Below are 25,138 nucleotides of genomic sequence, written 5' to 3' on the forward strand. Positions count from 1 at the left end.
TGATATAATTAATGGATGTGAATCAAGAAATAGAAAGAAAGATACTTCTAGTGATTTTATACTTAAAATGTAGGGAGATTGAACAGAGTTATGGGGAATGAAAAAGAAATTAGTTCCGCTAAATTAATATGGAAGATGACGCGCCCACATACATTAACGGCGACGTTTTCTCCTGTAATTTTAGGGACAGTGGCATCACTTTATGTTGCCGAAATTCATTGGCTTTTATTTATTGCGATGATGGTTGCATGTTTAGCATTGCAAATAGCAACGAATTTATTTAACGAGTACTATGATTTTAAACGTGGATTAGATACCGCTGATTCTGTTGGCATCGGTGGTGGAATTGTCCGTCATGGATTGAAACCAAAAAATGTTTTAACAGTTGCGCTTTTATTGTATGTAGTAGCAGCATTTATTGGAATTTATATTTGTATGAATAGCAGCTGGTGGTTAGTCGTCATTGGTTTAATTGGGATGGCGGTTGGCTATTTATATACAGGTGGTCCATTACCAATTGCGTACACTCCATTTGGAGAATTAGTTTCTGGACTGTTAATGGGGACATGTTTTGTACTCATTGCTTTCTTTATTCAAACGAATACTATAACGATTGAAAGTATATTGATTTCCATTCCAATTGGGATTTTAGTAGGTGCAATTAACATGTCGAATAACATCCGAGATATCGAAGAAGATATTAAAGGTGGAAGAAAGACGTTGGTAATCCTCCTTGGGAGAGAAAAAGCAGTGGTAACACTAGCTGTAGCCTTTTTAATTGCTTATTTATGGATTGCCGTAATTGTATTGATGGGTTATATAAGCCCTTGGGCATTAGTTATGTTCCTAGGTTTGAAAAAGCCAATCTCTGCAATTCAAAGTTTCCAAAAAGGAGCAAAGGATCCCGGATATATGCGCATCGCAATGAAATCAACAGCGATGACAAATACGATTTTCGGCTTCTTATTATCAGCAGGATTGTTAATTAGTTACTTGTTTTAAATAAAAAAATAACTTAACCCCGATTTCTCGATTTTAATATAGAGAAATTTGGGTTTTTATTTTTGTATTTCTTTAATAATGATCAAACTCTTTTATAAATCTACATTATGTAATAGATTAGTTGAGATAAAGATCAGGATAGTGAGAGGAATGCTTTTTATATTTGTCTAAAGTTGTAGATATTTTCAATAAATAAATAATAAAATACAATATTTTTTTATTGAAAAACGATAAATGTTATGTTAGTCTTTAAAAAAAGATAGACAAGGATGAAGAAGAATGAAAAAATATTTTTAGTTGGACTTTCTACCATAACTTTAATTATTATTGGTTTTGTCTCTTACATTACATTAACAACGAAAGATCCATTAAGTGACAAAGAATTTCCAAAAACTCAAGAAAAAGCAAAGGCAACTGCTATTGAATATTTTCAAAAAGAAAAACAGTTAGATGTTGTTATAACTAAAGTTGGAGTAGTGGGAGAAATAGGATATAAAGTTTGGATCGAAGGGCATGAGCTGAATAATGAACAACAAAAAATTGATGCAATTATAGATGTTGCAAAAGAAGATAAATATAAAGTAATAAGTTCTAATATCAATTAAATATCAAGTATTACGTATAATTGATATTACCTTATAATTCTACCTTTAATATGAAAAAACGCTATCCTGTTTGTAGAAATATACAGAAAGGATGGCGTTTTTGTATGGATCTTTCGATTCAAGATGAGTTTCATTATTTGCTGAAGAATTACAGTTATCTCTGCATTTTATCTTTATATCAGCATGCTATTATCTTGATATAACTATGTTGCATTTAGTAGTGACAGAAATAGTGAAAGATTTCTAATTGGTTAAAATATAAAATGAACTATTTCTTCATAAAAATAAAATTAATCGTGGGGAAGATGAAATATGCAAAGAACAATTTTAATTGTAGAAGATGAAGATATTTTACGTGAAATAATGAAGGATTACCTACTAAACGAAGGATATAACGTCTTAGAGGCGATTGATGGGAAAGAAGCATTATCTATATTTGAAGAACATGAGGTACATTTAATTATTTTAGACATTATGTTACCGGAATTAGATGGTTGGGCGGTCTGCCGGCGAATTCGTAAGAAATCTAATGTACCTATTATTATGCTAACGGCTCGGGTGGATGAAGATGATACTTTACTGGGATTTGAAATGGGAGCGGATGACTATGTTACAAAACCATATAGTCCTCCTATTTTATTGGCAAGGGCAAAACGATTAATTGAAAGCCGATATTCTTCCACTATTAATGTATCTACTGCAGACACATTAACTAGTAGTGGTATCCATGTACATTTCCCTTCTCGTACAGTAACTGTAGATGGGGAAGACATAAGTATGACACATACAGAATTTGAAATATTAACGTATTTCATGCAAAATCAAGGGATTGTAATTTCGAGAGAACAACTAATCACTAAAATTTGGGGTTATGAATTCGCTGGGGATGATCGTACTGTTAATAGTCATATCCGTAATTTGCGTCATAAATTAGGGGGAAAAGCGACTTGTATTGTAACCGTTGTTAGAACTGGTTATAAATTTGAGGGACAGGTATGAAAAAAGGAATTGTATTAAAGTTATTTATATTAACAACGGCATTATGCACACTTATTTTAGTGACTATTTTTATTGGACAAACCATATTTTTTAAGCAATATTATTCGAATCGAAAAGTTAATGATATTAAAACGAATATTCAATCCTTTGAAAAGGCATATATAAAAGCTGGAGATGACGCGAAAAGGATTCAAGAGTTGGAACAAAATTTCTACCAAGATAATGCGACATGGATTACAACGTTAGATAGTGTAGGGAATATAAAATATGCAAATGATTTTTCTTTAGAGATTCAGTTAGATCCTAACGGAAATAACACCTTTTCTGAACGTTCAATTCAGATACCGTTGTATAGTTTTATTAATTTAGAAGATATACAACGGATAAAATATAGTTTAGAACAAGGGAATCATATTATTATCGATGGAGTACAGAAGGGGGATATAGTCGTCCCTGCGATGTTAACAATAAAAGAGAAGAATGTTGGGCTAGAGAACAAGCAACTATCAGAAAAGTTATATGGACAAAAAAACGCATCTTCAAAAGAAAGTTCGCAATTATATTTAGCAGGAAGCATTAAGAACGTGCAATTACCGGAGGGGACTGTAGGTACTAACTCTATTTATGGAAATCGTGTGTTAATAGATAGAATAAAACAATTTCAGGTTGATTTAATATTAAATCAAAAACCAAATAATATTACTTCTACAGAAATAGTGGACTATGAAGAAAATGATATTAAATATAAACTATTAATCAAACCAACAATAGATGCAGATGGTAAGGTGAATTATATATTTGCTATGACATCATTACAGCCAGTTGATGAAGCTGTGCAAATGATAAAGGATTATTATGTATATTTAATTATCTTTGTTTTGATTTTAATCGTTTTGATATCGTTCTATTATTCAAATAAAATTGCCAAACCACTATTACAAATAAATGATACTACAAAAAAAATCGCTGGTTTAGATTTCTCAGAGACAATACCTATTACTACAAAGGATGAAATAGGTGCTTTATCACAAAATATTAATACACTTTCTAAGGCTTTGCATTCGTATATTAATCAATTGCAGCAAGATATAGAGAAAGAAAAGCAATTAGAAAATACACGTAAAGAATTTATCGCGGGTGTTTCACATGAGTTAAAAACACCTTTAAGTATTATGAAGAGCTGTATTTCAATTTTGGAGGATGGTGTTGCTAGTAATAAAAAGGAGTATTACTTTAAAGCAATGTCAAAAGAAGTAGATAAAATGGATATGCTTATTATTGATATGCTGGAGTTAGCAAAATTCGAGTCTGGTACGTATAAAATGGAAATGGATGTTTTCCATATTGATGAGATGATTGATTATATATGTGAGCAATTAACCTCGGATATAACAGCTAAGCAATTACATGTGCATAAACAACTTTCTAAAATTGAGGTAGTCGCAAATCCACATCGAATAGAACAGGTGGTTACTAACTTTATTACGAATGCGATTCGTTACACACCGGAACATGAGAATATTATTATTTCTACAATAGAAGAAAATGAACGTGTAAAAGTATGTGTAGAAAATAAAGGGGCTCATATCGCGCCAGAACATGTAGAAAAAATATGGGATCGTTTTTATCGAGGGGATACGTCTCGTCAACGCTCCAAAGGCGGAACAGGATTGGGCCTTGCTATTTCAAAAAATATATTAGAACTGCATGGCGCAGAATATGGTGTTTTGAATACAGAAGATGGAGTGTTATTTTTCTTCTATTTAAATAAAAACGTGTAGAATTGTCGTTCTACACGTTTTTATCATTTTTAAACAAAATCGACATTATCTGCATTTTATCTTTATCAGCATTCATTACTATTTTCATTAGAAACTGAATGAAAAGCTGATAAGGAGATTGTTAAAATGAAAAAAAGAGTGACATTGCTTTTATTTATTATATTAATAATAGGCACTGGCGTTAGTTTCATACATGCTAAGGGGCATAAAAATATATCACAAGAGGATTTACGATTAAGAGGAAAAACAATTGTAATTGATCCGGGGCATGGTGGAGGAGATAAAGGGACGAAAGGAAAGAAATTTGGAACGATTGAAAAAGATCTTAATTTAAAAGTAGCACAAAATATAAAGAAAGAATTAGAAGAAAGAACGGATGCAAAAGTTATATTGACACGTGAAAAAGATACTAGCTTACTTCCAGAAACAAAGCAAAAAGAAGAATTACAAGCACGTGTCAAAGTAGCTAAAGACCATTCAGCGGATCTTTATATTAGCATTCATCATGATGCTTTTGAGGATATAAATGTAAAGGGAATAACAACTCATTATGGAGCTAATAAAAGGAAAGATAAAAAGTTAGCTAAGACCGTACAAGAAGCTATTTTTGATCAAAATATAGACAGCCGTGATAGAGGCATTCATGGAAGTGATTTTCTTGTCTTACGAGAAAATCCTTCTCCGGCTATCTTAATTGAGTTAGGGTTTACATCTAATGCGAATGATGAAAAAAGAATGAATTCAGAAGAATTCCAAACAAAATCGCAAAAAGGTATTGTGGATGGCATTATTAATTATTTTATTATGTAATAAAATAGGCAAATAGAAAAATACTATTCTTTCTAAATCTTAATTAGGAAGAGTAGTATTTTTTATTTTGGGTGTATATCCAGTTTTTAAATTAAAAACAAATATTTTTCTAAAGAGTGGATGCAATAAGCTATTCTTTAACTGATTTCGACATTATCTGCATTTTATCTTTATCCATCTCTATTAATCTATTTATTGTAAACACCGGTTGAAACTAATGATTCAGCCTTATAAATAATGAATATGAAAATTAATAGGGAAAGGATCGAAAAATAATGAAAGAATCACAAAGTAAGAAAAAAACAAGTCGATTAACTAAGGTAATAATATCTCTAGGAGTTGTTTTAGCAACGACCTTTTTCACTTTCTTTTTAATTGGAAAATGGCACTCTATCCCAGCGAAGGGAGTAGCTAATGAAAGTAGTAAACAAGTTAATACGCAACAACAAGAAAAGAAAAAGGAAACACCACCGACAAAACAAAAAAGACCTGATGGAAAACCGGTAGGAAAAGTTGTCTATTTAACATTTGATGACGGTCCTAGCGAATTGACTGGGAAATTTTTAGATGTACTAAAAGAGCAAAATGTTGCTTCGACATTTTTTATGCAAGGTAGTAATTTACAAAATACAGGTTTTCAGGAAAATGTAAAACGAGCAGTAAAAGAAGGACATTATATTGGTGCACATAGTATGACACATAATAGTGATAAGCTATACAAAAAGGGACAATTTGTACCAGAGATGAAAGAAACGTTAGATCTTATCCATAATATTACGGGCACAACTCCTAAACTAGTCCGTCCGCCATATGGATCCGCACCAGGATTAAAGGGTGAGGAAATTCGGAATCAAATTGTAGAAGCAGCAATAAAAGTTTGGGATTGGACAGTAGACTCAAATGATTGGAAATTAAAAGACAATCCAACTCAGATTATCGAAAATGTAAAAAAACAGACAACAGAAGAAGTAGAAGTTGTTTTAATGCATGAAAAAGCACAAACATTACAAGCTCTTCCTGACATTATTAAATTTTATAAAGAAAATGGATATGAATTTGGTGTTTACAATGATGCGGATCATTTTCGACTAAATTTCCAGAAAGATCAACGTTTATAGTATAAACATAGTTATCTTAAAAGGTGTTTTTTATTACTAAATCAATAACTAAGCCAAAAGCCGATTTCCTATAAGATAAAAAAATCGGCTTTTTCTTTATGAAATTTTGCTTAGCTTATGAAGCTTACGTTTTAAAATAATATATTGAATTTATGTTAAAACGGCATTTCAGGGCTCGTATTATTTTTTCTAAACTTATTAGTTAAGATTATTCGACAATTATAGTAATAATAATTAAAGTATAGAATATACACATCTTAGGGAGGGCATATATGTGAAGAAGTGGATGAAAATTGTTCTGTACTCTTTACTAGGTATTTTACTTATGGGAAGTATTACGTTTTTTGTTTGGTCTCAGTTTACTTATAAACCAACGAAAGAGGCTTTGTCGTTAGTAGATGATAAAAAAGAGGAAGATAATATAGTTTTTGGACAGAAAGAGTCTAAAATGGGGATTATTTTTTATCAAGGAGCTAAAGTAGAAGCTGAGGCTTATAGTTACTTAGGAGAAGCTCTTGCAAAAGATGGGCATTTTGTAGTAATGCCTAAGTTACCATTAAATTTAGCGATACTTGGAATAAATGAGGTAGACAGTGTAATTGAAAAGTATCCTGAAGTTCAAAAATGGTATGTTGCGGGGCATTCAATGGGGGGAGCTATGATTTCTAAGTATGCTTTTCAACATGAAGACAAGGTAGATGGGATCATTTTCTTAGGTTCGTATCCTGCAGAGGATTTCTCTACTAAATCGCTTCCGATGTTATCAATTTATGGGGAAGTAGATGCTTTAGCAACTGTAGAAAAAATAGAGAACAATGAAAAGTTAATGTCAAAGAATGCAACTATGCACATGATAAAAGGCGGAAACCATGCTCATTTTGGCATGTATGGTGAGCAAAAAGGTGATAATGCGAGCTTAATTACGTCAAAAGCACAACGAGATGAAACAGTGAAAGTAATTGAAGAATGGTTATTAAAACAATGATAGCGAATGTAATAAATTTACCGAAAGGATTCTCCCATCTCAAGCATGTGTAGGAAGATAGCCTAACGGTAGGTGGGAGAGATAATAAAGAGCCAATTCGTACGAGTTGGCTCTTTTATTTATTTGCTATCTCCAATTGGCCCCTTATTTTCTCCGGAATGTCCTTTTCAGAAATAATGTCGTAGGAATAGACATACTTACCTTTCACATGAATTTTTAAGTAAGTTTTTCTTATAAAATCATTAGGAGTGTTTGTTCCTACTTTATATTCCTTCTCATTCCTTAATTCATCAACACCTTTTAGCGAGTACATAGCTCTTCCTTTATGATGGTAATCTGGAACGCCATATTCCTCCGCAATAGCGTATACATTTTTTTCTTCAGCAATCGGATTAAATCTGTCTAAATCTCCGCGTAATATGAAAGGTAGTAAGTATATAGGGAGGCCTATTCCTAGTATGCAAATTACAAATTTCTTCATGACGTTTCTCCTCTTGTTCGTTTATATGATTCAGTATAGAAAAAAATTCTTATAAATATAGAGGGAAATTCCTTAAGGTTTTCTTAATAAAGTTTAACCGTGTGAAAAAAAGATTAACTTGAGCATTAAGCTTACGGAATGAATAGCTAAATAACCTGTTTTCTTTATTTTTTGATGGTAGGTTATTTGGTTTTATATTGGTATGAGTGAATTAAGAAATAAGTGGGATTTAGGAACTAGAATAAATTTATCTTACAGTAATAAGAGAATTATCTAAGTAAATTATAGTGAGAACAATTAAAGAAAGCATCTAGTGGGGTGCTTCTAGGTCATTGGAAAATCCAACGATAAAAAAAGAGGGGGAAGGCATTTTTTATTGAAGTTTGTTAATGATAGCTTTTTAACTTGAGAGGGGGATCGTAAAATAGATTATTAATCTCTTTGATAATTTTTATTTTCCTTATAGTTGGCATACTGTATTAGAAATTTTTAATTTTGAAAGGAGAATCAATAATTATGGGTAAGAAAAGAAGAATAAGTAATAAGTTATTACTTGTCAGTGCAATTTGTACAATAACAATTCCCTCAGTCTCATATGCGGAGGAAGTAATTTCACCTGAAAATTTTACGAGTTCTTCAAGTTTGTATGAGGGACGGAATACGGAAGTATTGAAAACAAGCTTATATCCTGATACATATAATTATCTGTTTAACCACCAATTTATTTCGAAATTAAAGGAAGTAAACACAACTATAAAAAAAGTAGACAATAGTGATGATGAAAATCCTATTATATCTACTACTCTTTCATTTATTCGCCATATGAATAGTGAAGATTATAAATCTGCATTTGATTTAACCTCAAGGTCATTACAGAAAATAATATCCAAAGAATGGTTGAAGAGCTATTGGGAGGGACTGCCAGTTCAATTACAAGCAGGTTCTTTTATAGAAATTGGAGAGGTTACACAAAAAGAGACAAATCCTGTTCATACAAATGTGGAGATTCAATTAGTTTTTGAACAAATGACTGTACCTTTACTAATAAAACTAGATCCATCTGGAAAAATAGACGATTTTCAACTCAGCATGTCGTTTAGTCCTGTTGCAGAACGTCCGTCATATAGTAAGCCTGAATCATTTGTTGATAAAGAAGTAGTAGTTGGGAGTGGTGCATTTCCATTACCAGGAACATTGTCTGTTCCAAAAGGAAAGGGTCCTTTCCCAGCGGTTATTCTTGTTCAAGGATCTGGAGCAACTGATCAGGATGAAACAGCGTTTGCTTTAAAACCATTTCGCGATTTAGCTGAAGGTCTTGCATCGAAGGGAATTGCTGTCCTTCGCTATAATAAACGAACATATGAACATGGGTTGAAAACACAATTCAGTCCCTTTTATACAGTTGATAAAGAGACAACAGATGATGCTCTTCTTGTAACTCAATTTCTTAAAAATGAGCCTCTAATAGATAAGAATCAAATTTATATTCTGGGTCATAGTCAAGGTGGAATGATGCTTCCGAAAATGATTGAAAAAGACCAAAATCAAAATATTGCTGGGGCAATTGTAATGGGAGGGCCAGCTCGTACGATCCAAGACGTTGTTTTAGATCAATTTGAGTACCTTTTTTCTATTGGAGCAATGAACCTAGAGGAATATAAATTCTACAAATCGCAATTTGAATTATTAAATGATCCCAATTTCTCTAGTCAGAATCCCCCAAAAGATTTTTACTTAGGATCAGCAGTATTTTGGGATTCTATCCGGAAAATTAAAGCAGCAGAAATGTCAAAAGAACAAAAGACACCGCTTCTTATTATTCAAGGAGAAAGAGACTATCAAGTTCAATCAAAAATCGAAATTCCTCTTTGGAAAGAACAATTAAAAGAACGAGATAACGTTGATTATCGACTATATCCAAAGTTAAATCATTTCTTTACAGAGGGTGATGGGGAAATAAGTAAGCCGGATGAATATTATAGTCCTGCTAATATACCTGAGTATGTTATAAATGATATTGCTGCTTGGGTGCAAGGAAGATCGTAATTAAATTAGCAACCATATGTTTTAATAAAGACTTTCTTTCTGTAATCAAAATAGAAACCAGCATCCAGTAGATTTCTTCTTAAAAGAAGTAGAAAAACTTGAAGATGGTGGGCTATGGTTGAAATATGTAACAAAACTTGTTTAACCTTCATTTAACAATGAAGATACACTATGGAATGTATCTATATAATGAAAAAAGCGCTATTCTTTTTGTAGAAATATACAGAAAGGATGGCTTTTTTTTCGTTTTATAGATAGTACAAAACCTTAGTTTGATAGTGATGTGGTGATACCCCATGTTAAATAACAGAACGGAATTTTGATTAATATAAATATTATGTTGTAGTTTTTCATTCTTTAAATCAATGTCAATTTTTGTAGGTATATTTAAGTTTCGTTTCATATTTAAAGAGTTGTAGCCATCATATAGCTATAACGTTTCAAGTGTTAAATAATAAGTACCGTTGCTGGAGAATCGACTTTTTTAATGAAATGGAAATGAGTAAGGTAAGAGAGTTTAAAAACATAAAATAATAGGAATTGTCTTTGTTATTTTATATTTAATGGATTGGCTTTGGCTTTATTTACTATGGGACATGCGAGTTTGCCTTAAAGTTCAAGCAAGAAATATATGAACGTACGCGAATTGAAAGCACGATTGGTATCGGTCCAAACTTATTATTGAGTAAAGTAGCACTGAGACTACTAAAATTTAATCTGTACATAATTAAAAAGCCCATATTAGCAACATTTAGCGATTAATCATAGAATGTACATTATTTATGTACATTAATCTGTAAAGGAATGAGAGGGATTTTTGTATATTTAATTATATTTTTTAGGTCTCTAAAATGTTATCTAATATATTACAAAAACCACTCTCCCTTAGATATTTTAATAAACCTGATTTTTAATTCTTACTATAACCTTTTAGCATACTCTTCGAATATCGATTTGGATATAAAGCGTTTAACATTTCATAAGGACTCCCATTCCAATATTTTCTCAAAGGTGTCCATAATTTATGCTTTACCAACCATCTTTGAGTATACATATATAATAACTGTTGTTCTGTTAATTGTTCTTTTTCTTCAATCGTCCATTTCAATGCTTCTAATGCTCGCTTCTTGTTCCAAAATCCAGTAGGTGTATATTTAAATTCCCATTCTTTAAACTTTCCAGGGTATAACTCATCTAGCATAGAATAAGGACTGTTGCCCCAAAACATCTGACAGGGGGAAGTCAATTTATACTTAGCCAGCCATTTTATACTATAAATTTGTGTTAATTGAGAATGAGTTAACTTTTCTTTTTCTTCAATTGTCCATTTCAGTATTTTTAACGCTTTTTCTTTCGTCCAAAACTTGTTAGGAGCCATAAGGAACTCCCATTCTTTAAATTGATTCGGATATAATGAATTTAACATTGCGAAAGGGCTACCATTCCAGTACATAACTAAGGGAGCACTCAATTTGTTATGTTTCAACCACTTTTTACCATATAATTTTAATAAATCTTCCTTTGTTAATTGATCTTTTTCCTCAATTATCCATTTTAATATTCCGATGGCTTTTTCTTTTGTCCAAAAATTTAAGGGGGCCATGGCTAATTCCCATTCTTTAAACTGATTCGGGTACAAATCCTCAATCATTTTATAGGGACTATTGCTATAACAATGTTTAAGTGCACCACGGAGTTTGTATTTTACTAGTAAAGGTGTGTTCCATTTTAATTTAATATCTTCTTTGTCCCACATTAAAATTGTTTCAATTAAATATTTCGTTACCCTTCTAGACAGTTCTCTATTTTCATCTTCTTTCCATGTGTTAGCTGGGAACCTACTTCTTTTACCCTCTAAAATTTCTTGATATATATCCTCTATAGCAATTGCTTTTATCTTCATTTCAAAATGCCACCTTATTTAAATTTAGTTTTGATCTTAAATTTAATTTAAATTAAATATTATTAAATTATATTAAATATTATTTTATAGTTAAATTATATTAAACTTTTTTAAAATAGCAAGTACTAAAATTACGATATTTTTGAAGTGGAAAAAATATCCAAAATACATAATGAAATGAAGAGAGAGGGACTGATATCTTATTGTCCCGATGTCAAGAATTGATATTGAATATTTTTTGAAATGGTGTAGTTACTCCTAATACAACAATGACCTTATTTAAAGATATATTTTCCAGTTTATGTTTTGTATAAGGTGAAATTTTAAGACGATCACCTGTATTCCATAATCTTTTGGTCAACATTTATATTGTTCATATACGTAATTCCTTTAAATAAGCAATAGAATTAAATGAAATTAAATTTTATTTACTTAAATTTAATTAGGTGTTAATGTATATTTAATTATAATAAATTTAATTTAATTTTTTAGTGATTTTATCATAGTGAAAATATATAAAATTTATAACAAGGTCGAAAAAGCTATAAAGTTTCATAAGTGTCCATTGTTATTTTTATAAATGAGTAAGGGTTTATTGTAATTTAATTACTAAGAAAATTCAGGAAGGTGAATGAAATGAATAAAATTTATAATGAGAAGACACACACAGCGATGAAAAGATTGTTTAGCAAGGTTTCAGCCGCAGGGCCTGGATGTTCATATATCGCAAGTTTTGATAATGGAGCAACGTATAAAGGTTCAGTTGGTTTAGCTTCGATAGAAGAAAGTCTACCTATAACCACAAAAACAATTTTTAATATTGCTTCAATTACTAAACAATTCACAGCATTTTCTATTTTACTCTTAGAACAAGAGGGGAAATTAAGTTTGGATGATTCAATTATAAAGTTTGTTCCTTCTATAGGTGCATATGCTGAACCTGTGACATTGAGACATTTAATTCATCATACTGGTGGACTAGTTGATTTTATGGAAATAGCTGAAGAAATGAATATTAAATTTACTGATAAATTAACCCCTGAAGAATCGCTAGAACACCTTAATAAGCATCAAATGGAAAGGTTCCCAGTAGGAACTAAATTTGAGTATAGCAATACAGGATATTTTCTATTATCGCAAGTAATAGAGAAGGTGAGTGGCAAGTGCCTGCGTGAATTTATGAAGGAGCGTATTTTTAACCCCTTAAATATGAAAGATACAACAATAGTGGACAGATTTCCAATTTCTATATCAATCGCTAGGGGGTACTTGAAGAATAAACAAGGCACATATGAAATCTATGAAAGCCCTTGGGAACATACAGGAGATGGCGGTGCTCATACAACTGTTGAAGATTTAGTAATATGGGGAGAGAATTTAACTGCAGGTACCGTTGGTGGAAAAGATTTAACGAAAAGGATGAGTGAAATTGGTCCGAAAATTTCTCCAACTGGGGAGACGATCATTGATGATGAAGAGTATGCTTTTGGATTGGAAATTGCAGATGGTTATAATCGCCAATACTTGGAACATTCAGGCAGATGGGTTGGTTATAGTTCACACTTCATACGGTTCCGAGAAGATGGATTATCTATTGCGGTATTAAGTAACTATGACGAATTTGACCCTCATAATTATGCTTATGAAATAGCGGAAATTGTTTTAGAAAGAGAAAAAAACAATAAGAAGTAGATTTTCTATAAAAGATGTAGATGATACTCACATATTGGTTGAAAGGGGTATCTAAAAAGTTATTTATTGAGAAAGGATTGATTTCTTAATTTGAAAAAAGCATGGCGATTCAATGTCCTGCTTTTTTATTTATTGCCATTTAGCTGTTCTATATTTACAAGACCAACATGGATTTGGAAGTATAGGACAGAACTCTGGTTTTGCAAATGGAATCATATTCATGGGATTTTTCTAGTGAATTTCTTTTCTAATAATGATGGCAAGTTGTTTAATATAGAAGCAAGTAATGGGGCTGAGGCACCTAAAGTTTTACTCAACTCAAAGATGAAACTTGACAAGTTAATTGGCATACTGTAAGTTCGGTTAATGACTTAAATCATTAACTGTATAACGGTAGTGATGTGATTCATGAAAATTAAAAAATATTTTTGTACACAAAGGTTACGGCGATGATTGAGAATGACGTTATATCTGGAGTATACAGTCTGAATGATTGGAGTATTACAATCACTTGGAATGTTAAATTATTTAAAGAGCAATCATCTATAATTTGGAACTTGACAAGTAAATGGGTATATTGTAAGTTTGGTTAGTGGCTTAAATCATTAACCGTACAACGTTAAGAGAAGGAGGTCCCATGAGAACTCAGAATTCTCTACTTGTATAAGTTGTAGAGATGAAGAGAATTACTAGTTTATATGGAACATAGATTCCGAATGATTTAAACAAAAAAATCACTCTCAGAGCTATAAAATTACTCTTAGAACGCCACCTAAAATACGGAGCTTGACAAGTTAAAGGGTATATTGTAGGTTTGGTTAGTGGCTTAAATCATTAACTGTATAACTTTAAAAGAAGCAGGTGCCATGCTAACTCAGAATTTCGTACTTGCGTAGGTTGCAGAGAGGATTGAAAATGATATTTTATCTGGTACATACAACCCGGATGACTTGATTATTTCAACCACTCAGATTTCTATGTTTCTCTCAATAAATCTAATTAAATCGGTAAAGATAGTTAGGGTTCTTGCGGGAAAAGGCTTGCTCTATAAAAAGAACGGAATCAGAATGACAGTAACTTGTGAAATCAAACAGATCATATTGGATGAGTGAAAAATCACTGCTAGATACGATTCGACAATCGATGAAAATTGGTATATCACGAGAGGAAATAATTAAATTAATAATGGAGGAAAACGATGATTAAGTTATCTAATGTAACCAAAGATTATGGAAAAAATGAAGGGTTACGGAATTTTTCCGTAAACTTGGATTCACCCGGCATTTACTGTTTGCTAGGCAAAAATGGGGCAGGTAAAACTACCTTTCTCAAATTAATTGCGGGTCACCATAATGCTAGTGCTGGTCAAGTCACAGTTAAGGGAAACCTTGTGAATATGATGCGAATGCCGGAGCAAGTATATTTTGTTGCAAGTGATGCAGAACATTTTAACATGTGCATAAAGGACTTATTCAAGACTGCAAATGAACTGCACAATCAGTTTGATCTTAATTTTGCAATTGGAATTGCGCAAAGATTCAAACTAGACTTGAATAAAAAATATGAACAAGCATCTTTTGGGATGAAGGTTATGGTTAATACAATCCTTGGTATGGCCAGTAACAAAGATGTGATAATTCTGGATGAACCGGTTTTAGGTTTTGATGCTATTACGCGCAAAAATTTTTACGACTTATTACAAGAATGTAACGAACAGAAGCCAAAAATCATTATTGTTTCCACACACTTGATAGATGAAATCTCTAGTGTTGCAGAAAAACTTCTTATCATTGATAAAGGGGAACTGAAACTATATGCAGATACCAATGATATTGATGAGATGGCTTATTCTGTAACAGGTCCGGTTGATATCGTCGAACAGGTAACAAAAGGTCTAAATATTATTGGTAAAAAGAACGTGGGTGGATTTGTATCACAATACATTTTTGATAAGCCAATTGAGGATACAGACACAGTAATTATTTCACCGCTGGGTCTACAAGATTTCTTCATTAGTCTTGTTGGAGAAGAATAATGAGAATTTGTTTGTGAAAATATAAAATTAGGAGGAATTAAGATGAATGCACTTGCTGTAGCAAAGCTAAATTTTAAGAAAGTAAAATTATCGTACGTTATTTTTTTCATAGCGATTTTCTTACAAATAATTAGTTACGTAATCAATGATTTACTAGGAACATCTAATAAGGGAGGTTTTTACTTAAGTTTTGGATTTTATTCTTATATCATAATTTTAATGAGCGCGGTGCTCATTCCTGCTAAAAATTTCAGGAAAATTATGAACCTTAATGTAAAAAAGCTGGATTATATGAGAGGAATCCTTATAAATTATATTGGTTTCGCCCTTATTATTTCGCTATTTACAGTGCTTTGCTATCTTTATTTAGATAATTTATTACCTGTAGGTGATCATGGATTTGTAGCCAACCCAATTAGTGTTTTTGGTTGGGGGAATAATGGTGTTAGTATTGCCTTCATTCGTCAATTTGTATTTATGCTGATGGTTGCTTTGATTGTTCATACATTAACTACAATCCAGGGCTCTTGGTACGGTTGGCTTACAGATATTATCATTGTCGCTGTTATTTGTGTATTTACACCTATTGCTTCTCTTCGAAAAGTATTAGGTTGGATATTTGACACCCTAATCTTTACTCCAAACGCAGTTATTCAAATTATAAGTTGTCTTGGAGTATCTGCTATTGTCTATGTTTTATGTGCTTTGGTCGTAAGTCGCAAGAAGATTTAAATCGTATATTAATACGTTATCATTTACCAAAGGATTGAGGTTATAAAGGTGAAATGAGCATCTATTATTTTACTGAGTGTAAGTAAATAGGACAGGGTTGCATACTGATACTCGGATGGAATATAAAAATGCCCATCTTCATTATTATAGGCCACTTCATACAAGTTGAAATTACTAACTAAAGATTAGTGGAGGGATTATTATGTTTAAGTTTACCAAACCTATTATAGCAAGTGCGATAATAATTTCACTTGCAGCTTGTGGTACAACGCCTGAAAAGCCAGATAAGAGTTCACAAAAGCAAAATGTTACGCAAGGTACAAAAAGTTTTGATGAGAAAGACTTAAAAATGAAAAGTGCAGCCTATTTGGAGCAATTTCAGAAAAATGATTTCGATCAACTTTATAAAAATGTAACTCAGGAAATGACAAGTAAATTACCTAAGGAAGAGTTTGCTTCTAAATGGAAAGCTTTAATATCTCAATTAGGGCCTGCTCTAGATACAGAATCGGAAGTATTTAATTCGAAAGATAAAAATGGAAAAGTGTCTATTACCACAGTACATCGTAAAAATAATTTGCAAACCACTTTTGTTTATACAAAGGATGGCAAGGTAGCAGACGTTCAAACTGAAATGCAGCCACTTATAGTGAAACCAGAGAAAGGTGAAAAATGGGAAGAATCTTCGATTAAAGTTGGGTACAATGAAAAAAAATTGAATGGGTTGTTAACTCTCCCGAAAGGAATAGAAAAACCACCGGTTGCAATGTTGCTTCAGGGGTCTGGTCCCAATAATATGGACTCTATCATTGGTACGGGTCTTAATCGTCCTTTTGCAGATATTGCACACGGTCTTGCAGAAAAGGGAATTGCTTCTATCCGTTATGACAAACGTTCTTATGCCTATCCGAATGATGTTTTCGATGTGGAAACAGAATATTTGAAAGATGCTAAAGAGGCAGTACGACTTGTTAAAGAAGATAAAAGAGTAGATAGTAATAAGATCTATCTAATTGGGCATAGCCAGGGTGGTTTACTGGGACCAAAGATTGCACAGGATAATCCAGAAATAAAAGGTTTTGTCTCAATGGCAGGTACACTACGTCGTTTAGAGGATGTAGTGTTGACACAGACTACATTGCGAGTGGAACAAGATACAAAACTATCGGGCGAGCGTAAAAAAGAGGAAATGGAAAATACGAAAGAGTCAGTACAAAAAATAAAAAAACTCAACACCTCTGACAAAAAAGAAGTTTTACTTGGTTATCCAGCTAGTTACTGGAGTAGTTTGAATAAAATTAATGGAGCGAGCATTGCTAAAAACCTTAATATCCCGATGTTTATCATTCAAGGTACAACTGATTTTCATGTTTTAGAAAAAGTGGATTATAAACTGTGGCAGGAAACACTTGCGGGTAAAGACGATGTTAGTTTCAAGCTCTATCCAGGGCTGAGTCATTTGTTTATGCCAGGCGGTTCCGCAGATAAATTTGACGGAAGTATTTACAATAAACCAGCTCATGTAGATTCTCAAGTGATAGAGGATGTCTCAGGATGGATTAACGCTCAACATTAATTCACTTAAAATGAGAGCAAAATATTACCCTTTTGTAAAGAAAAGTATAGATTCGGCCAAAATACAAACATTTTGGCTGAATTCCAAAAATAAAAATTAAATTATGTATTTATTTAGAAAGTGGTGTTTTAAATTATGAAAAAAGTTTTTAAAAAGGTCTTACCTGTCACTGTTGTTGTTGGTTCAGTACTAGTTTTTACTTCTGCATGTACAAATGATACTAGTTCTGATAAGCAAAATCATCCAATAAAATATGAGGAAAAGAGCTATTCAATAGAAGCAGATAAGATTTCCCAAATATCTCTGTCTGATATGGATCGTAGTGTTGATGTGGTAAAATCAAACGATAATGAGATTCATATTACGTATTTTGAAAATGATAAAGAATCCTATGCAATAGATGTCTCAGGTGAAAAGAATTTAATAATGAAAGCCAATACTAATAAAGAATTGAAAGACTATGTTGGCCTTAATTCTGATAAAACACATAGAAATGTAAAGATATCGGTTCCACGCGGTATGGAAAGCGGTATTGAAATAAAAACATCTAAAGGAGATATTAATCTATCAGAAGTAAATATATCCGGTTCCGTTGATGCAACAACTTCAAATGGAAAAATAAAAGCTTCAAATGTAGAAATTGAAAAAAGCTTCAAAGTGGAAACCAAAAATGACGATATAAATCTATCAAATGTGAATGTAAAAGGTTCCATTGATGCAACAGTTTCAAATGGTAACTTAGATATAGCAAAAGTCGCGGTTGACGATGAGTTAAAATTAAAATCAAAAAATGGCGGTATAAATGGAACTATTGTAGGATCGTATGATGTATTTAGTATCTCGAGCCATGTTTCTAAAGGTAAAAACAATCTGCCAGAAAATAAAAGCGGTGGTGATAAAAAATTGGATGTCAGCGTTAATAATGGGGACATAAACCTTGAATTTGTTCGTTAATCTTAAAATTATTAAATAAATTTCTAAGTATCTTAGGATAAATATGCATAAAGAAAATAATGTCGCTTGATCTTAATATTATAAAACTCAAATTTTTAAAACTTCAAAGAAACCGACCTATTTTGATCAATCTTTTTCAAAATGGGTCGGTTTCTTTGATTATCACCTTTCCTTTGGTTTCTAAACCGCCGAGTGAAACCCATTACCGTCCTAAATTGACGAACAGCCATTTCAAACATTCAACTTGACAAGTGGATGGGTATATTGTAATATCGGTTAGTGACTCAAGTCATTAACCATACAACGATGGGGGAAGGAAGTGCTCATGAGAACTGAGAAACCCGTATTTGCACAGGTTGCAGAGATGATTGAAAATGACATTTTATCTGGTACATATAACCCAAATGACTTAATTATTTCAACCACTCAGATTTCTAAGCTGCTCTCAGTAAACCCAACTACATCGGTGAAGGCCGTTAAGGTTCTCACAGATAAAGGTGTGCTCTATAAAAAGCGAGGAATTGGAATGGCAGTAACCAATGAAGCAAATAAAATCATATTGGACGAGCGAAAAAAAGAGCTGTTAGATACGATTCGACAATCGATGAAAATTGGTATATCACGAGAGGAAATCATTAAATTAGTAATGGAGGAAAACGATGATTAAGTTATCCAATGTAACTAAAGATTATGGGGGAAATGAAGGGTTACGGAATTTTTCCGTAACCTTAGATTCACCCGGCATTTACTGTTTGCTAGGTAAAAATGGGGCAGGAAAAACTACCTTTCTAAAATTAATTGCGGGTCACCATAATGCTAGTACTGGCAACATCACAGTGAACGGAAATCCCGTTGATATGCTGCATATGCCGGAGCAAGTCCATTTTGTTGCAAGTGATGCAGAACATTTTAACATGCGTATAAAGGATTTATTCAAGACGGCAAACGAATTAAATAGTCAGTTTGACATTGAGTTTGCAATGGAAATTGCGCGAAAATTCAAACTTGACTTAAGCAAAAAGTATGAACAGGCATCTTTTGGGATGAAGGTTATGGTCAATACAATCCTTGGAATGGCTAGTAATAAAGATGTGATTATTTTAGATGAACCCGTTTTAGGCTTTGATGCTATTACACGCAAAAATTTTTACGACTTATTACAGGAATGCAATGAACAGAAACCCAAAATCATTATTGTTTCCACACACCTGATAGATGAAATCTCCAGAGTTGCAGGAAAACTACTTATCATTGATAAAGGGGAACTCAAATTATATGCCGATACAAATGATATTGATGAAATGGCCTATTCCGTAACAGGTCCGGTTGATGTCGTCGAGCAGGTGACAAAAGGTCTAAATATTATCGGTGTGAAAAACGTGGGTGGATTTGTATCGCAATACGTTTTTGACAAGCCAATTGAGGATACAGAAACAGTAATTATTTCACCGTTGGGTCTACAAGATTTCTTCATTAGTCTTGTTGGAGATGAATAAAGAGGCCTTTTTTGTGAAAATGTAAAACTAGGAGGAATCAAGATGAATACACTTGCTGTATGTATTTTTGTACCATCCTTACTTATAGTGTATATCCATTGAATAAAAATTTTTAGAGTCTTTTTTATGCAAAGGAGTTAACAATGAACGTAGAGTGGTACAAACTAGATAATGCCGGAAAGCTATATGCTTCAACTGTTACATCGAGAGTTTCTACGGTTTTTAGACTCTCAGTAAACCTTAACAGCATGGTTAGTCCTGATGTTTTACAATGGGCTATTGAACAAACATTAGAACAACTCCCTCTATTTAAAGTAATCGTAAAGAAGGGGATTTTCTGGAATTATTTTAAAAAAACGAATGAAATTCCTATTGCTTCAATAGAGCATTACTATCCTTGTTCTAATCTGTTTTTTACCAGTCATAACACATTCCCTTATCGTATTCTGTATTATAATAGAAGAATTTCTTTTGAAGTTTCACATATGCTGACAGACGGTACGGGAGCTTTAGAGTTTTTAAAACTTTTGGTGACTTATTATGTAATAAGGAAAGAATCTCTTGATTTGCAAATGGAAACGAAAAATAGAATTAACTTAGAATTTGAAGATTCTTTTGCTACATATTACGAAGAAAATGTACCAAGCTGGCAAGAAAGTCTTGATTATGCATACAAACTTCCATTTAAGTTTGATAAAAAGGGAATATATCATATTACTACAGGAGAGATCGATATAAGGGAAATTAAACAGTTAGCTAAATCTCAAGGTATAAGCATTACTACTTATTTAATATCTAAATACATAGAGGTATTAATCGAAATTCAAGATGAGCTAGCAGCGACCCCTAAACCTATCACCATAAATGTACCTGTTAACTTGAGAAACTTTTTTGAAAGTCAAACGCTTCGCAATTTCTTTGTTAGTATACCCATAACAATTGATCCTCGTCTAGGAGAATATACATTTCATGAGATTGTACAAAAGGTTCAAATAGAATTTAAACGATATTTAAACAGCAAACAATTGAAACCACTTATTGCTAGAAATGTTCGTGGAGAAAGAAATGTTTTGCTACGACTTTTGCCACTTACTATTAAGGACCAATTGGCACCTATTATACATTCAAAATTTGGGGAAAGCTTGTATACAAGCTCTATCTCTAATTTAGGGGTAGTATCTCTGAATAAGGACATAGAACCTTTTATTGAGCGATTTGAATTCTATCCACCCCCCAGTGTAGGTAATAAAATAAAAGCCGGAGTTATTAGTTATGGTTCTTACATGTATATTACTTTCGGAAATATATCTGATATTCAAATTGTGGAACGGGAGTTCTTTAGAAAACTAAAAAAAGATGGTATTAATGTGAAAATAGAATCTAATAGGAGAGGATATTAGTGGCATATTGTCCAAAGTGCGGTATTCAGGTAGAGAGGGACCAAATACCTTGCCCATTATGCTTTACCTATATTCCTAAGGTCTCGAGCGATAAACAGCTTCTTAAAGAAAATGGTTTTCCACACTATTACAGTATGTATGAAAATGTAAGAGATAACGTACTAAAACTAATTTTTCGTATTATTAGCGTAGGGGCTCTTTTAGCTCTTTTCATTCCTACATTAATTAATTTTATATTAGATAAATCTTTAACATGGTCTCTATATAGTAGCAGTTCAGTCATTTCTTTTTGGATTGTAATTTATGTTTTTTCTAAGAAAATTAAAAGGAAAGCTCTTATATTAAGTATTACAACTATATGTTTATTACTTGCCTTAGATATGGCAGATAATCAAATAAATTGGTCTGTTACTATAGCAATTCCTATATTTTTAATGTGCGTTACTTTAATTTGGCTGAACAGAATGTTTTATAAAAAGAACAAAAAAAGATGGCTTGCTTTTGTGGGGGTAATTACAATATCTGTATTTATTTTAACAGCATGGATCAGTTTTATATTAGGACATTATAGTAACCGTCCCTATACCTTTTCAAGGTCTCTTGAGGATATGAAAGTCTTTTTATCTATTGGTACCGTTTGTCTAGTTCTCTCCTACAGTTTTCCAAACAAATGGAAAGAAATATTAAAAAGGAAATTTCATTTTTAACTTTTAAAACAATTGTCTGCTTTTTTATCCTGTGAATCGATGAAATCTCTAATAACTAGTAAAGGCAGTGCTCATATAATAATGTAGCACTTGTTTTTTCAATTCTGCTCATTTTATGTAATGCTGTAGCCTGGATGTTGTTCACATATGTAATCTCCTATAAAAAAGTAGTGAAATTAAATTTGAATTAATTTTATTTACTTATATTTTACATGATGTTAATCTATATTTAATTATAATAAATTATATTTAATTTTTAAATGGTTCTACCATAGTGAAAATTTAAAACGAAGTTAAAATAGCTATAAAAGTTCTGGCATGTCCTTTGTTATTTTTATGAATGGATAAGGGTTTATTGTAATAAAATCATTAATAAAATTTAAAAAGGTGAATAGAATGAATAACAGATATAATAAGAAGACACAAACAACGATTGAACAATTGTTTAACGAAGTTTCAGCCGAAGGTCCTGGATGTTCATATATCGCAAGTTTTGATAATGGAGCAACGTACAAAGGCTCAGTTGGCTTAGCTTCGATAGAAGAAAGTCTACCTATAACCACAAAAACGATTTTTAATATTGCTTCAATTACTAAACAATTCACAGCATTTTCTATTTTACTCTTAGAACAAGAGGGGAAATTGAGTTTAGATGATTCAATTATAAAGTTCGTTCCTTCCATAGGGGCATATGCTGAACCTGTAACATTGCGACATCTAATTCACCACACTGGTGGGCTAGTTGATTATCAGGAATTAGCTGAAGTCGCGAATATTAAAGATACTGATAAATTGACCCCAGAAGAATCAATAGAACACCTTAATAACCACCAGAGTGCAAGGTTTCCAGTTGGAACGAAATTTGAGTATAGCAATACAGGATATTTTCTATTATCACAAGTAATAGAAAAGGTGAGTGGTAAGTGCCTACCTGAATTTATGGAGGAGCATATTTTTAACCCTTTAAAGATGAAAGATACAACAATTGTCGATCACTATCCAACTTCTATATCAATCGCTAGGGGATACTTGAAGAATAAACAAGGCACATATGAAATCTATGTAAGTCCTTGGGAACATACAGGGGATGGGGCAGGCCATACAACTGTTGAAGACTTAGTAATATGGGGGAAGAATTTAACCACGGGTACCGTTGGTGGAAAAAATTTAATGAAAAGAATGAGTGAAATTGGTCCGAAAGTTTCCTCAACTGGAGAGACAATCATTGATAATGAGGATTATGCTTTTGGACTGGAGATTGCAGACGGTTATAATTGCCAATACTTGGAGCATTCAGGAAGATGGGCTGGTTATAGTTCGCAATTTATACGTTTCCCAGAAGATGGATTATCTATTGTAGTATTAAGTAACTATGAGGATTTTGAGCCTGATAATTATGCTTATGAAATAGCAGAAATTGTTTTAGGAAGAGAAAAAAACAATAAGAAGTAGATTTTGATGCCCCTCAGAAATCGGTCGAAAATACAGTTAATAACCTGGTGTGTCGATAAGTTAGGATAGAAAAGTTATTTATGGAAAAAGGATTGATTTCTTAATTTGAAAAAAAGCATGGCGATTCAATTTCTTGCCGTTTATCTGTTCTATATTCACAACGCCAACATGGCTTTGGAAGTATAGGACAAAGTGGTTTAGTGCTCTTTAATACGTTGTAGCAAGTAGCTGGTACAATTGAATTGGTACAGCTATATTTATATTGAAAATGTCTTAACACTAACGGATACACGAATATAGGAAAATATAAAGGTATCAAACCATATCTAAAGTCAAAAAGGATGAGATATCTCATGAGACGTCCTATCCTACCGATCGCTTATATTCAACATAAAAGTCCGTTGATGAAAAAGCAAGCCATTAACAAGTACACCGTAGAAGGGCGAACCTTGATTCACCAAAACTTGGCAGACATAACCGAAACAGCACTACAATGGTTAAGAGAAAATCCAATTATAAATGAACGGGCAACTATAGAATACAATGACAATCGAATTTCTCTTTATGTCGCACAAAAAGGAAGATGTAGTGTAACAGGTGAGAAACTCTTACCTTGGGACATCCATTGTCACCATAAGCGATTATGGAGTGAAACAAAGGATGAGACAGCTACAAAAACCTTACCATCATTAAACCAAGTGTTCATAGACTAATACACGCAACTAATAAAGAAACCATAAACCAACTACTCAATGAACTAAAACTCAATCGGGAACAGTTAGACAAACTTAACAAATTGCGAAAACTAGTCAAAAACGGGGAAATCTGTATTGAATCACAAATTGAAGTGGGATTAAATTATGAACAACTAGCGTTGTTTGCTTAGAATTTATCATTATTAGATGGAAAGAAAACTACAGTATAGGTGGACCGCGGTATGCCGTGAAAGTGGCGCGTACCGTGCGGATCGGGGGGGCAAGTTAGAGATAACTTCAAAGACTTACCTATCGATATAGAATGCTAATATGCAAAAAGGAAGAGGTATGGTAGAGTGGCAACCGTTTGCCAGAGCAGTTCGCAGTTATTTGTAATTTGAACCATAAATTTGCCACTTTGGCAAGGGTATGGTTCTTTTTATTTGCGGCAAAGATATGCTTCCTCTATACAAATAGATACATCCACTATTTTTAACAGCAAGAAATATCTATTTCAACAGTTATTATTTGTTAGCAGACTTAATTTACGCTCATTTGTTTCAATAAAGAGTGAATCGTATCATCAAGACAGGTATATTAAAAAGGCCATTTCATTAATGAAATGGCCTTTTTAATAAAACATCTGTCAGGATAACTATTTTGAATCAG

20 protein-coding genes and 2 pseudogenes are annotated in these 25,138 nt (G+C 32.4%); 20 read left to right on the forward strand and 2 right to left on the reverse strand.

The window, feature by feature from the left end; genetic code table 11:
* The first annotated feature begins 90 nt into the window (after positions 1 to 90).
* From menA to AC0IXC_RS01795, 7 genes are all read left to right on the forward strand, one after another.
* A complete protein-coding gene (menA, locus tag AC0IXC_RS01765; protein WP_113709903.1) occupies positions 91 to 1,002 on the forward strand; it encodes a 1,4-dihydroxy-2-naphthoate polyprenyltransferase in 912 nt (303 codons plus the stop codon).
* A 269-nt stretch (positions 1,003 to 1,271) separates the two neighbouring features.
* On the forward strand, positions 1,272 to 1,607 hold the full coding sequence (locus AC0IXC_RS01770) for a hypothetical protein (RefSeq protein WP_353825200.1): 336 nt from the start codon (positions 1,272 to 1,274) through the stop codon (positions 1,605 to 1,607).
* A gap of 312 nt (positions 1,608 to 1,919) precedes the next feature.
* Entirely contained in the window at positions 1,920 to 2,606 is a 687-nt protein-coding gene (locus AC0IXC_RS01775; protein WP_012261222.1) for a response regulator transcription factor, read from the forward strand.
* Positions 2,603 to 4,387: a sensor histidine kinase gene (locus AC0IXC_RS01780; RefSeq protein ID WP_215589876.1), complete on the forward strand. Its 1,785-nt coding sequence runs from the start codon at positions 2,603 to 2,605 to the stop codon at positions 4,385 to 4,387. The genes AC0IXC_RS01775 and AC0IXC_RS01780 overlap by 4 nt, the downstream gene beginning before the upstream one ends.
* Positions 4,388 to 4,513: 126 nt before the next feature.
* Entirely contained in the window at positions 4,514 to 5,197 is a 684-nt protein-coding gene (locus tag AC0IXC_RS01785) for an N-acetylmuramoyl-L-alanine amidase family protein (protein WP_471652500.1), read from the forward strand.
* Positions 5,198 to 5,472: 275 nt separating this feature from the next.
* On the forward strand, positions 5,473 to 6,315 hold the full coding sequence (locus AC0IXC_RS01790; RefSeq protein WP_471652501.1) for a polysaccharide deacetylase family protein: 843 nt from the start codon (positions 5,473 to 5,475) through the stop codon (positions 6,313 to 6,315).
* 274 nt (positions 6,316 to 6,589) lie between these two features.
* A complete protein-coding gene (locus AC0IXC_RS01795; protein WP_471652502.1) occupies positions 6,590 to 7,300 on the forward strand; it encodes an alpha/beta hydrolase in 711 nt (236 codons plus the stop codon).
* A 115-nt stretch (positions 7,301 to 7,415) separates the two neighbouring features.
* On the opposite strand, the gene AC0IXC_RS01800 is transcribed toward AC0IXC_RS01795, so the two are convergent.
* Positions 7,416 to 7,781 carry a YxeA family protein gene (locus tag AC0IXC_RS01800; RefSeq protein WP_002013629.1) on the reverse strand — a complete coding sequence of 122 codons (366 nt, stop codon included), beginning with the start codon at positions 7,779 to 7,781 and terminating at the stop codon, positions 7,416 to 7,418.
* A 516-nt stretch (positions 7,782 to 8,297) separates the two neighbouring features.
* On the opposite strand from AC0IXC_RS01800, the gene AC0IXC_RS01805 reads away from it, so the two are divergent.
* On the forward strand, positions 8,298 to 9,827 hold the full coding sequence (locus AC0IXC_RS01805; RefSeq protein ID WP_471652503.1) for an alpha/beta hydrolase: 1,530 nt from the start codon (positions 8,298 to 8,300) through the stop codon (positions 9,825 to 9,827).
* Positions 9,828 to 10,424: 597 nt separating this feature from the next.
* A pseudogene (locus AC0IXC_RS01810) lies at positions 10,425 to 10,526 on the forward strand (Y-family DNA polymerase); the annotation flags it as partial.
* 211 nt (positions 10,527 to 10,737) lie between these two features.
* Here AC0IXC_RS01810 and AC0IXC_RS01815 read toward each other — a convergent pair.
* Positions 10,738 to 11,730, reverse strand: a complete 993-nt coding sequence (locus AC0IXC_RS01815) for a DUF4046 domain-containing protein (protein WP_471652504.1) — start codon at positions 11,728 to 11,730, stop codon at positions 10,738 to 10,740.
* A gap of 636 nt (positions 11,731 to 12,366) precedes the next feature.
* Between AC0IXC_RS01815 and AC0IXC_RS01820 the strand changes: the two genes are divergently transcribed.
* From AC0IXC_RS01820 to AC0IXC_RS01870, 11 genes and pseudogenes are all read left to right on the forward strand, one after another.
* Entirely contained in the window at positions 12,367 to 13,422 is a 1,056-nt protein-coding gene (locus AC0IXC_RS01820) for a serine hydrolase domain-containing protein (protein WP_215589867.1), read from the forward strand.
* A gap of 1,198 nt (positions 13,423 to 14,620) precedes the next feature.
* Positions 14,621 to 15,457, forward strand: a complete 837-nt coding sequence (locus AC0IXC_RS01825) for an ATP-binding cassette domain-containing protein (RefSeq protein WP_471652505.1) — start codon at positions 14,621 to 14,623, stop codon at positions 15,455 to 15,457.
* Between the two features lie 42 nt (positions 15,458 to 15,499).
* Positions 15,500 to 16,189: a permease gene (locus AC0IXC_RS01830; RefSeq protein ID WP_256491502.1), complete on the forward strand. Its 690-nt coding sequence runs from the start codon at positions 15,500 to 15,502 to the stop codon at positions 16,187 to 16,189.
* Between the two features lie 202 nt (positions 16,190 to 16,391).
* On the forward strand, positions 16,392 to 17,765 hold the full coding sequence (locus AC0IXC_RS01835) for an alpha/beta hydrolase (RefSeq protein ID WP_471652506.1): 1,374 nt from the start codon (positions 16,392 to 16,394) through the stop codon (positions 17,763 to 17,765).
* A 135-nt stretch (positions 17,766 to 17,900) separates the two neighbouring features.
* A complete protein-coding gene (locus AC0IXC_RS01840; RefSeq protein WP_215589863.1) occupies positions 17,901 to 18,719 on the forward strand; it encodes a DUF4097 family beta strand repeat-containing protein in 819 nt (272 codons plus the stop codon).
* 325 nt (positions 18,720 to 19,044) lie between these two features.
* Positions 19,045 to 19,386, forward strand: a complete 342-nt coding sequence (locus AC0IXC_RS01845) for a GntR family transcriptional regulator (RefSeq protein ID WP_471652767.1) — start codon at positions 19,045 to 19,047, stop codon at positions 19,384 to 19,386.
* Complete coding sequence (locus AC0IXC_RS01850; protein WP_215589862.1) at positions 19,379 to 20,215, forward strand: ATP-binding cassette domain-containing protein; 837 nt, start codon at positions 19,379 to 19,381, stop codon at positions 20,213 to 20,215. The genes AC0IXC_RS01845 and AC0IXC_RS01850 overlap by 8 nt, the downstream gene beginning before the upstream one ends.
* A 143-nt stretch (positions 20,216 to 20,358) precedes the next feature.
* Positions 20,359 to 21,615: an alcohol acetyltransferase gene (locus AC0IXC_RS01855; RefSeq protein WP_215589861.1), complete on the forward strand. Its 1,257-nt coding sequence runs from the start codon at positions 20,359 to 20,361 to the stop codon at positions 21,613 to 21,615.
* A complete protein-coding gene (locus AC0IXC_RS01860) occupies positions 21,615 to 22,322 on the forward strand; it encodes a DUF6320 domain-containing protein (protein ID WP_002033040.1) in 708 nt (235 codons plus the stop codon). The genes AC0IXC_RS01855 and AC0IXC_RS01860 overlap by 1 nt, the downstream gene beginning before the upstream one ends.
* Before the next feature lie 396 nt (positions 22,323 to 22,718).
* Entirely contained in the window at positions 22,719 to 23,774 is a 1,056-nt protein-coding gene (locus AC0IXC_RS01865) for a serine hydrolase domain-containing protein (RefSeq protein WP_471652507.1), read from the forward strand.
* 275 nt (positions 23,775 to 24,049) lie between these two features.
* A pseudogene (locus AC0IXC_RS01870) lies at positions 24,050 to 24,660 on the forward strand (HNH endonuclease signature motif containing protein); the annotation flags it as partial.
* Between the last annotated feature and the right edge of the window lie 478 nt (positions 24,661 to 25,138).

The sequence above is a fragment of the Bacillus sp. AC266 genome (assembly GCF_979253805.1).

Excerpts from the sequence above, each read along its gene's own strand:
- AC0IXC_RS01790 (WP_471652501.1), top strand. The coding sequence starts at position 5,473 with ATGAAAGAATCACAAAGTAAGAAAAAAACAAGTCGATTAACTAAGGTA.
- AC0IXC_RS01865 (WP_471652507.1), top strand. The coding sequence starts at position 22,719 with ATGAATAACAGATATAATAAGAAGACACAAACAACGATTGAACAATTG.
- AC0IXC_RS01775 (WP_012261222.1), top strand. The coding sequence starts at position 1,920 with ATGCAAAGAACAATTTTAATTGTAGAAGATGAAGATATTTTACGTGAA.
- AC0IXC_RS01825 (WP_471652505.1), top strand. The coding sequence starts at position 14,621 with ATGATTAAGTTATCTAATGTAACCAAAGATTATGGAAAAAATGAAGGG.
- AC0IXC_RS01780 (WP_215589876.1), top strand. The coding sequence starts at position 2,603 with ATGAAAAAAGGAATTGTATTAAAGTTATTTATATTAACAACGGCATTA.
- AC0IXC_RS01835 (WP_471652506.1), top strand. The coding sequence starts at position 16,392 with ATGTTTAAGTTTACCAAACCTATTATAGCAAGTGCGATAATAATTTCA.
- AC0IXC_RS01850 (WP_215589862.1), top strand. The coding sequence starts at position 19,379 with ATGATTAAGTTATCCAATGTAACTAAAGATTATGGGGGAAATGAAGGG.
- AC0IXC_RS01830 (WP_256491502.1), top strand. The coding sequence starts at position 15,500 with ATGAATGCACTTGCTGTAGCAAAGCTAAATTTTAAGAAAGTAAAATTA.
- AC0IXC_RS01855 (WP_215589861.1), top strand. The coding sequence starts at position 20,359 with ATGAACGTAGAGTGGTACAAACTAGATAATGCCGGAAAGCTATATGCT.
- AC0IXC_RS01845 (WP_471652767.1), top strand. The coding sequence starts at position 19,045 with ATGAGAACTGAGAAACCCGTATTTGCACAGGTTGCAGAGATGATTGAA.
- AC0IXC_RS01770 (WP_353825200.1), top strand. The coding sequence starts at position 1,272 with ATGAAGAAGAATGAAAAAATATTTTTAGTTGGACTTTCTACCATAACT.
- AC0IXC_RS01800 (WP_002013629.1), bottom strand. The coding sequence starts at position 7,781 with ATGAAGAAATTTGTAATTTGCATACTAGGAATAGGCCTCCCTATATAC.
- AC0IXC_RS01820 (WP_215589867.1), top strand. The coding sequence starts at position 12,367 with ATGAATAAAATTTATAATGAGAAGACACACACAGCGATGAAAAGATTG.
- AC0IXC_RS01805 (WP_471652503.1), top strand. The coding sequence starts at position 8,298 with ATGGGTAAGAAAAGAAGAATAAGTAATAAGTTATTACTTGTCAGTGCA.
- AC0IXC_RS01785 (WP_471652500.1), top strand. The coding sequence starts at position 4,514 with ATGAAAAAAAGAGTGACATTGCTTTTATTTATTATATTAATAATAGGC.
- AC0IXC_RS01815 (WP_471652504.1), bottom strand. The coding sequence starts at position 11,730 with ATGAAGATAAAAGCAATTGCTATAGAGGATATATATCAAGAAATTTTA.
- menA (WP_113709903.1), top strand. The coding sequence starts at position 91 with ATGGGGAATGAAAAAGAAATTAGTTCCGCTAAATTAATATGGAAGATG.
- AC0IXC_RS01840 (WP_215589863.1), top strand. The coding sequence starts at position 17,901 with ATGAAAAAAGTTTTTAAAAAGGTCTTACCTGTCACTGTTGTTGTTGGT.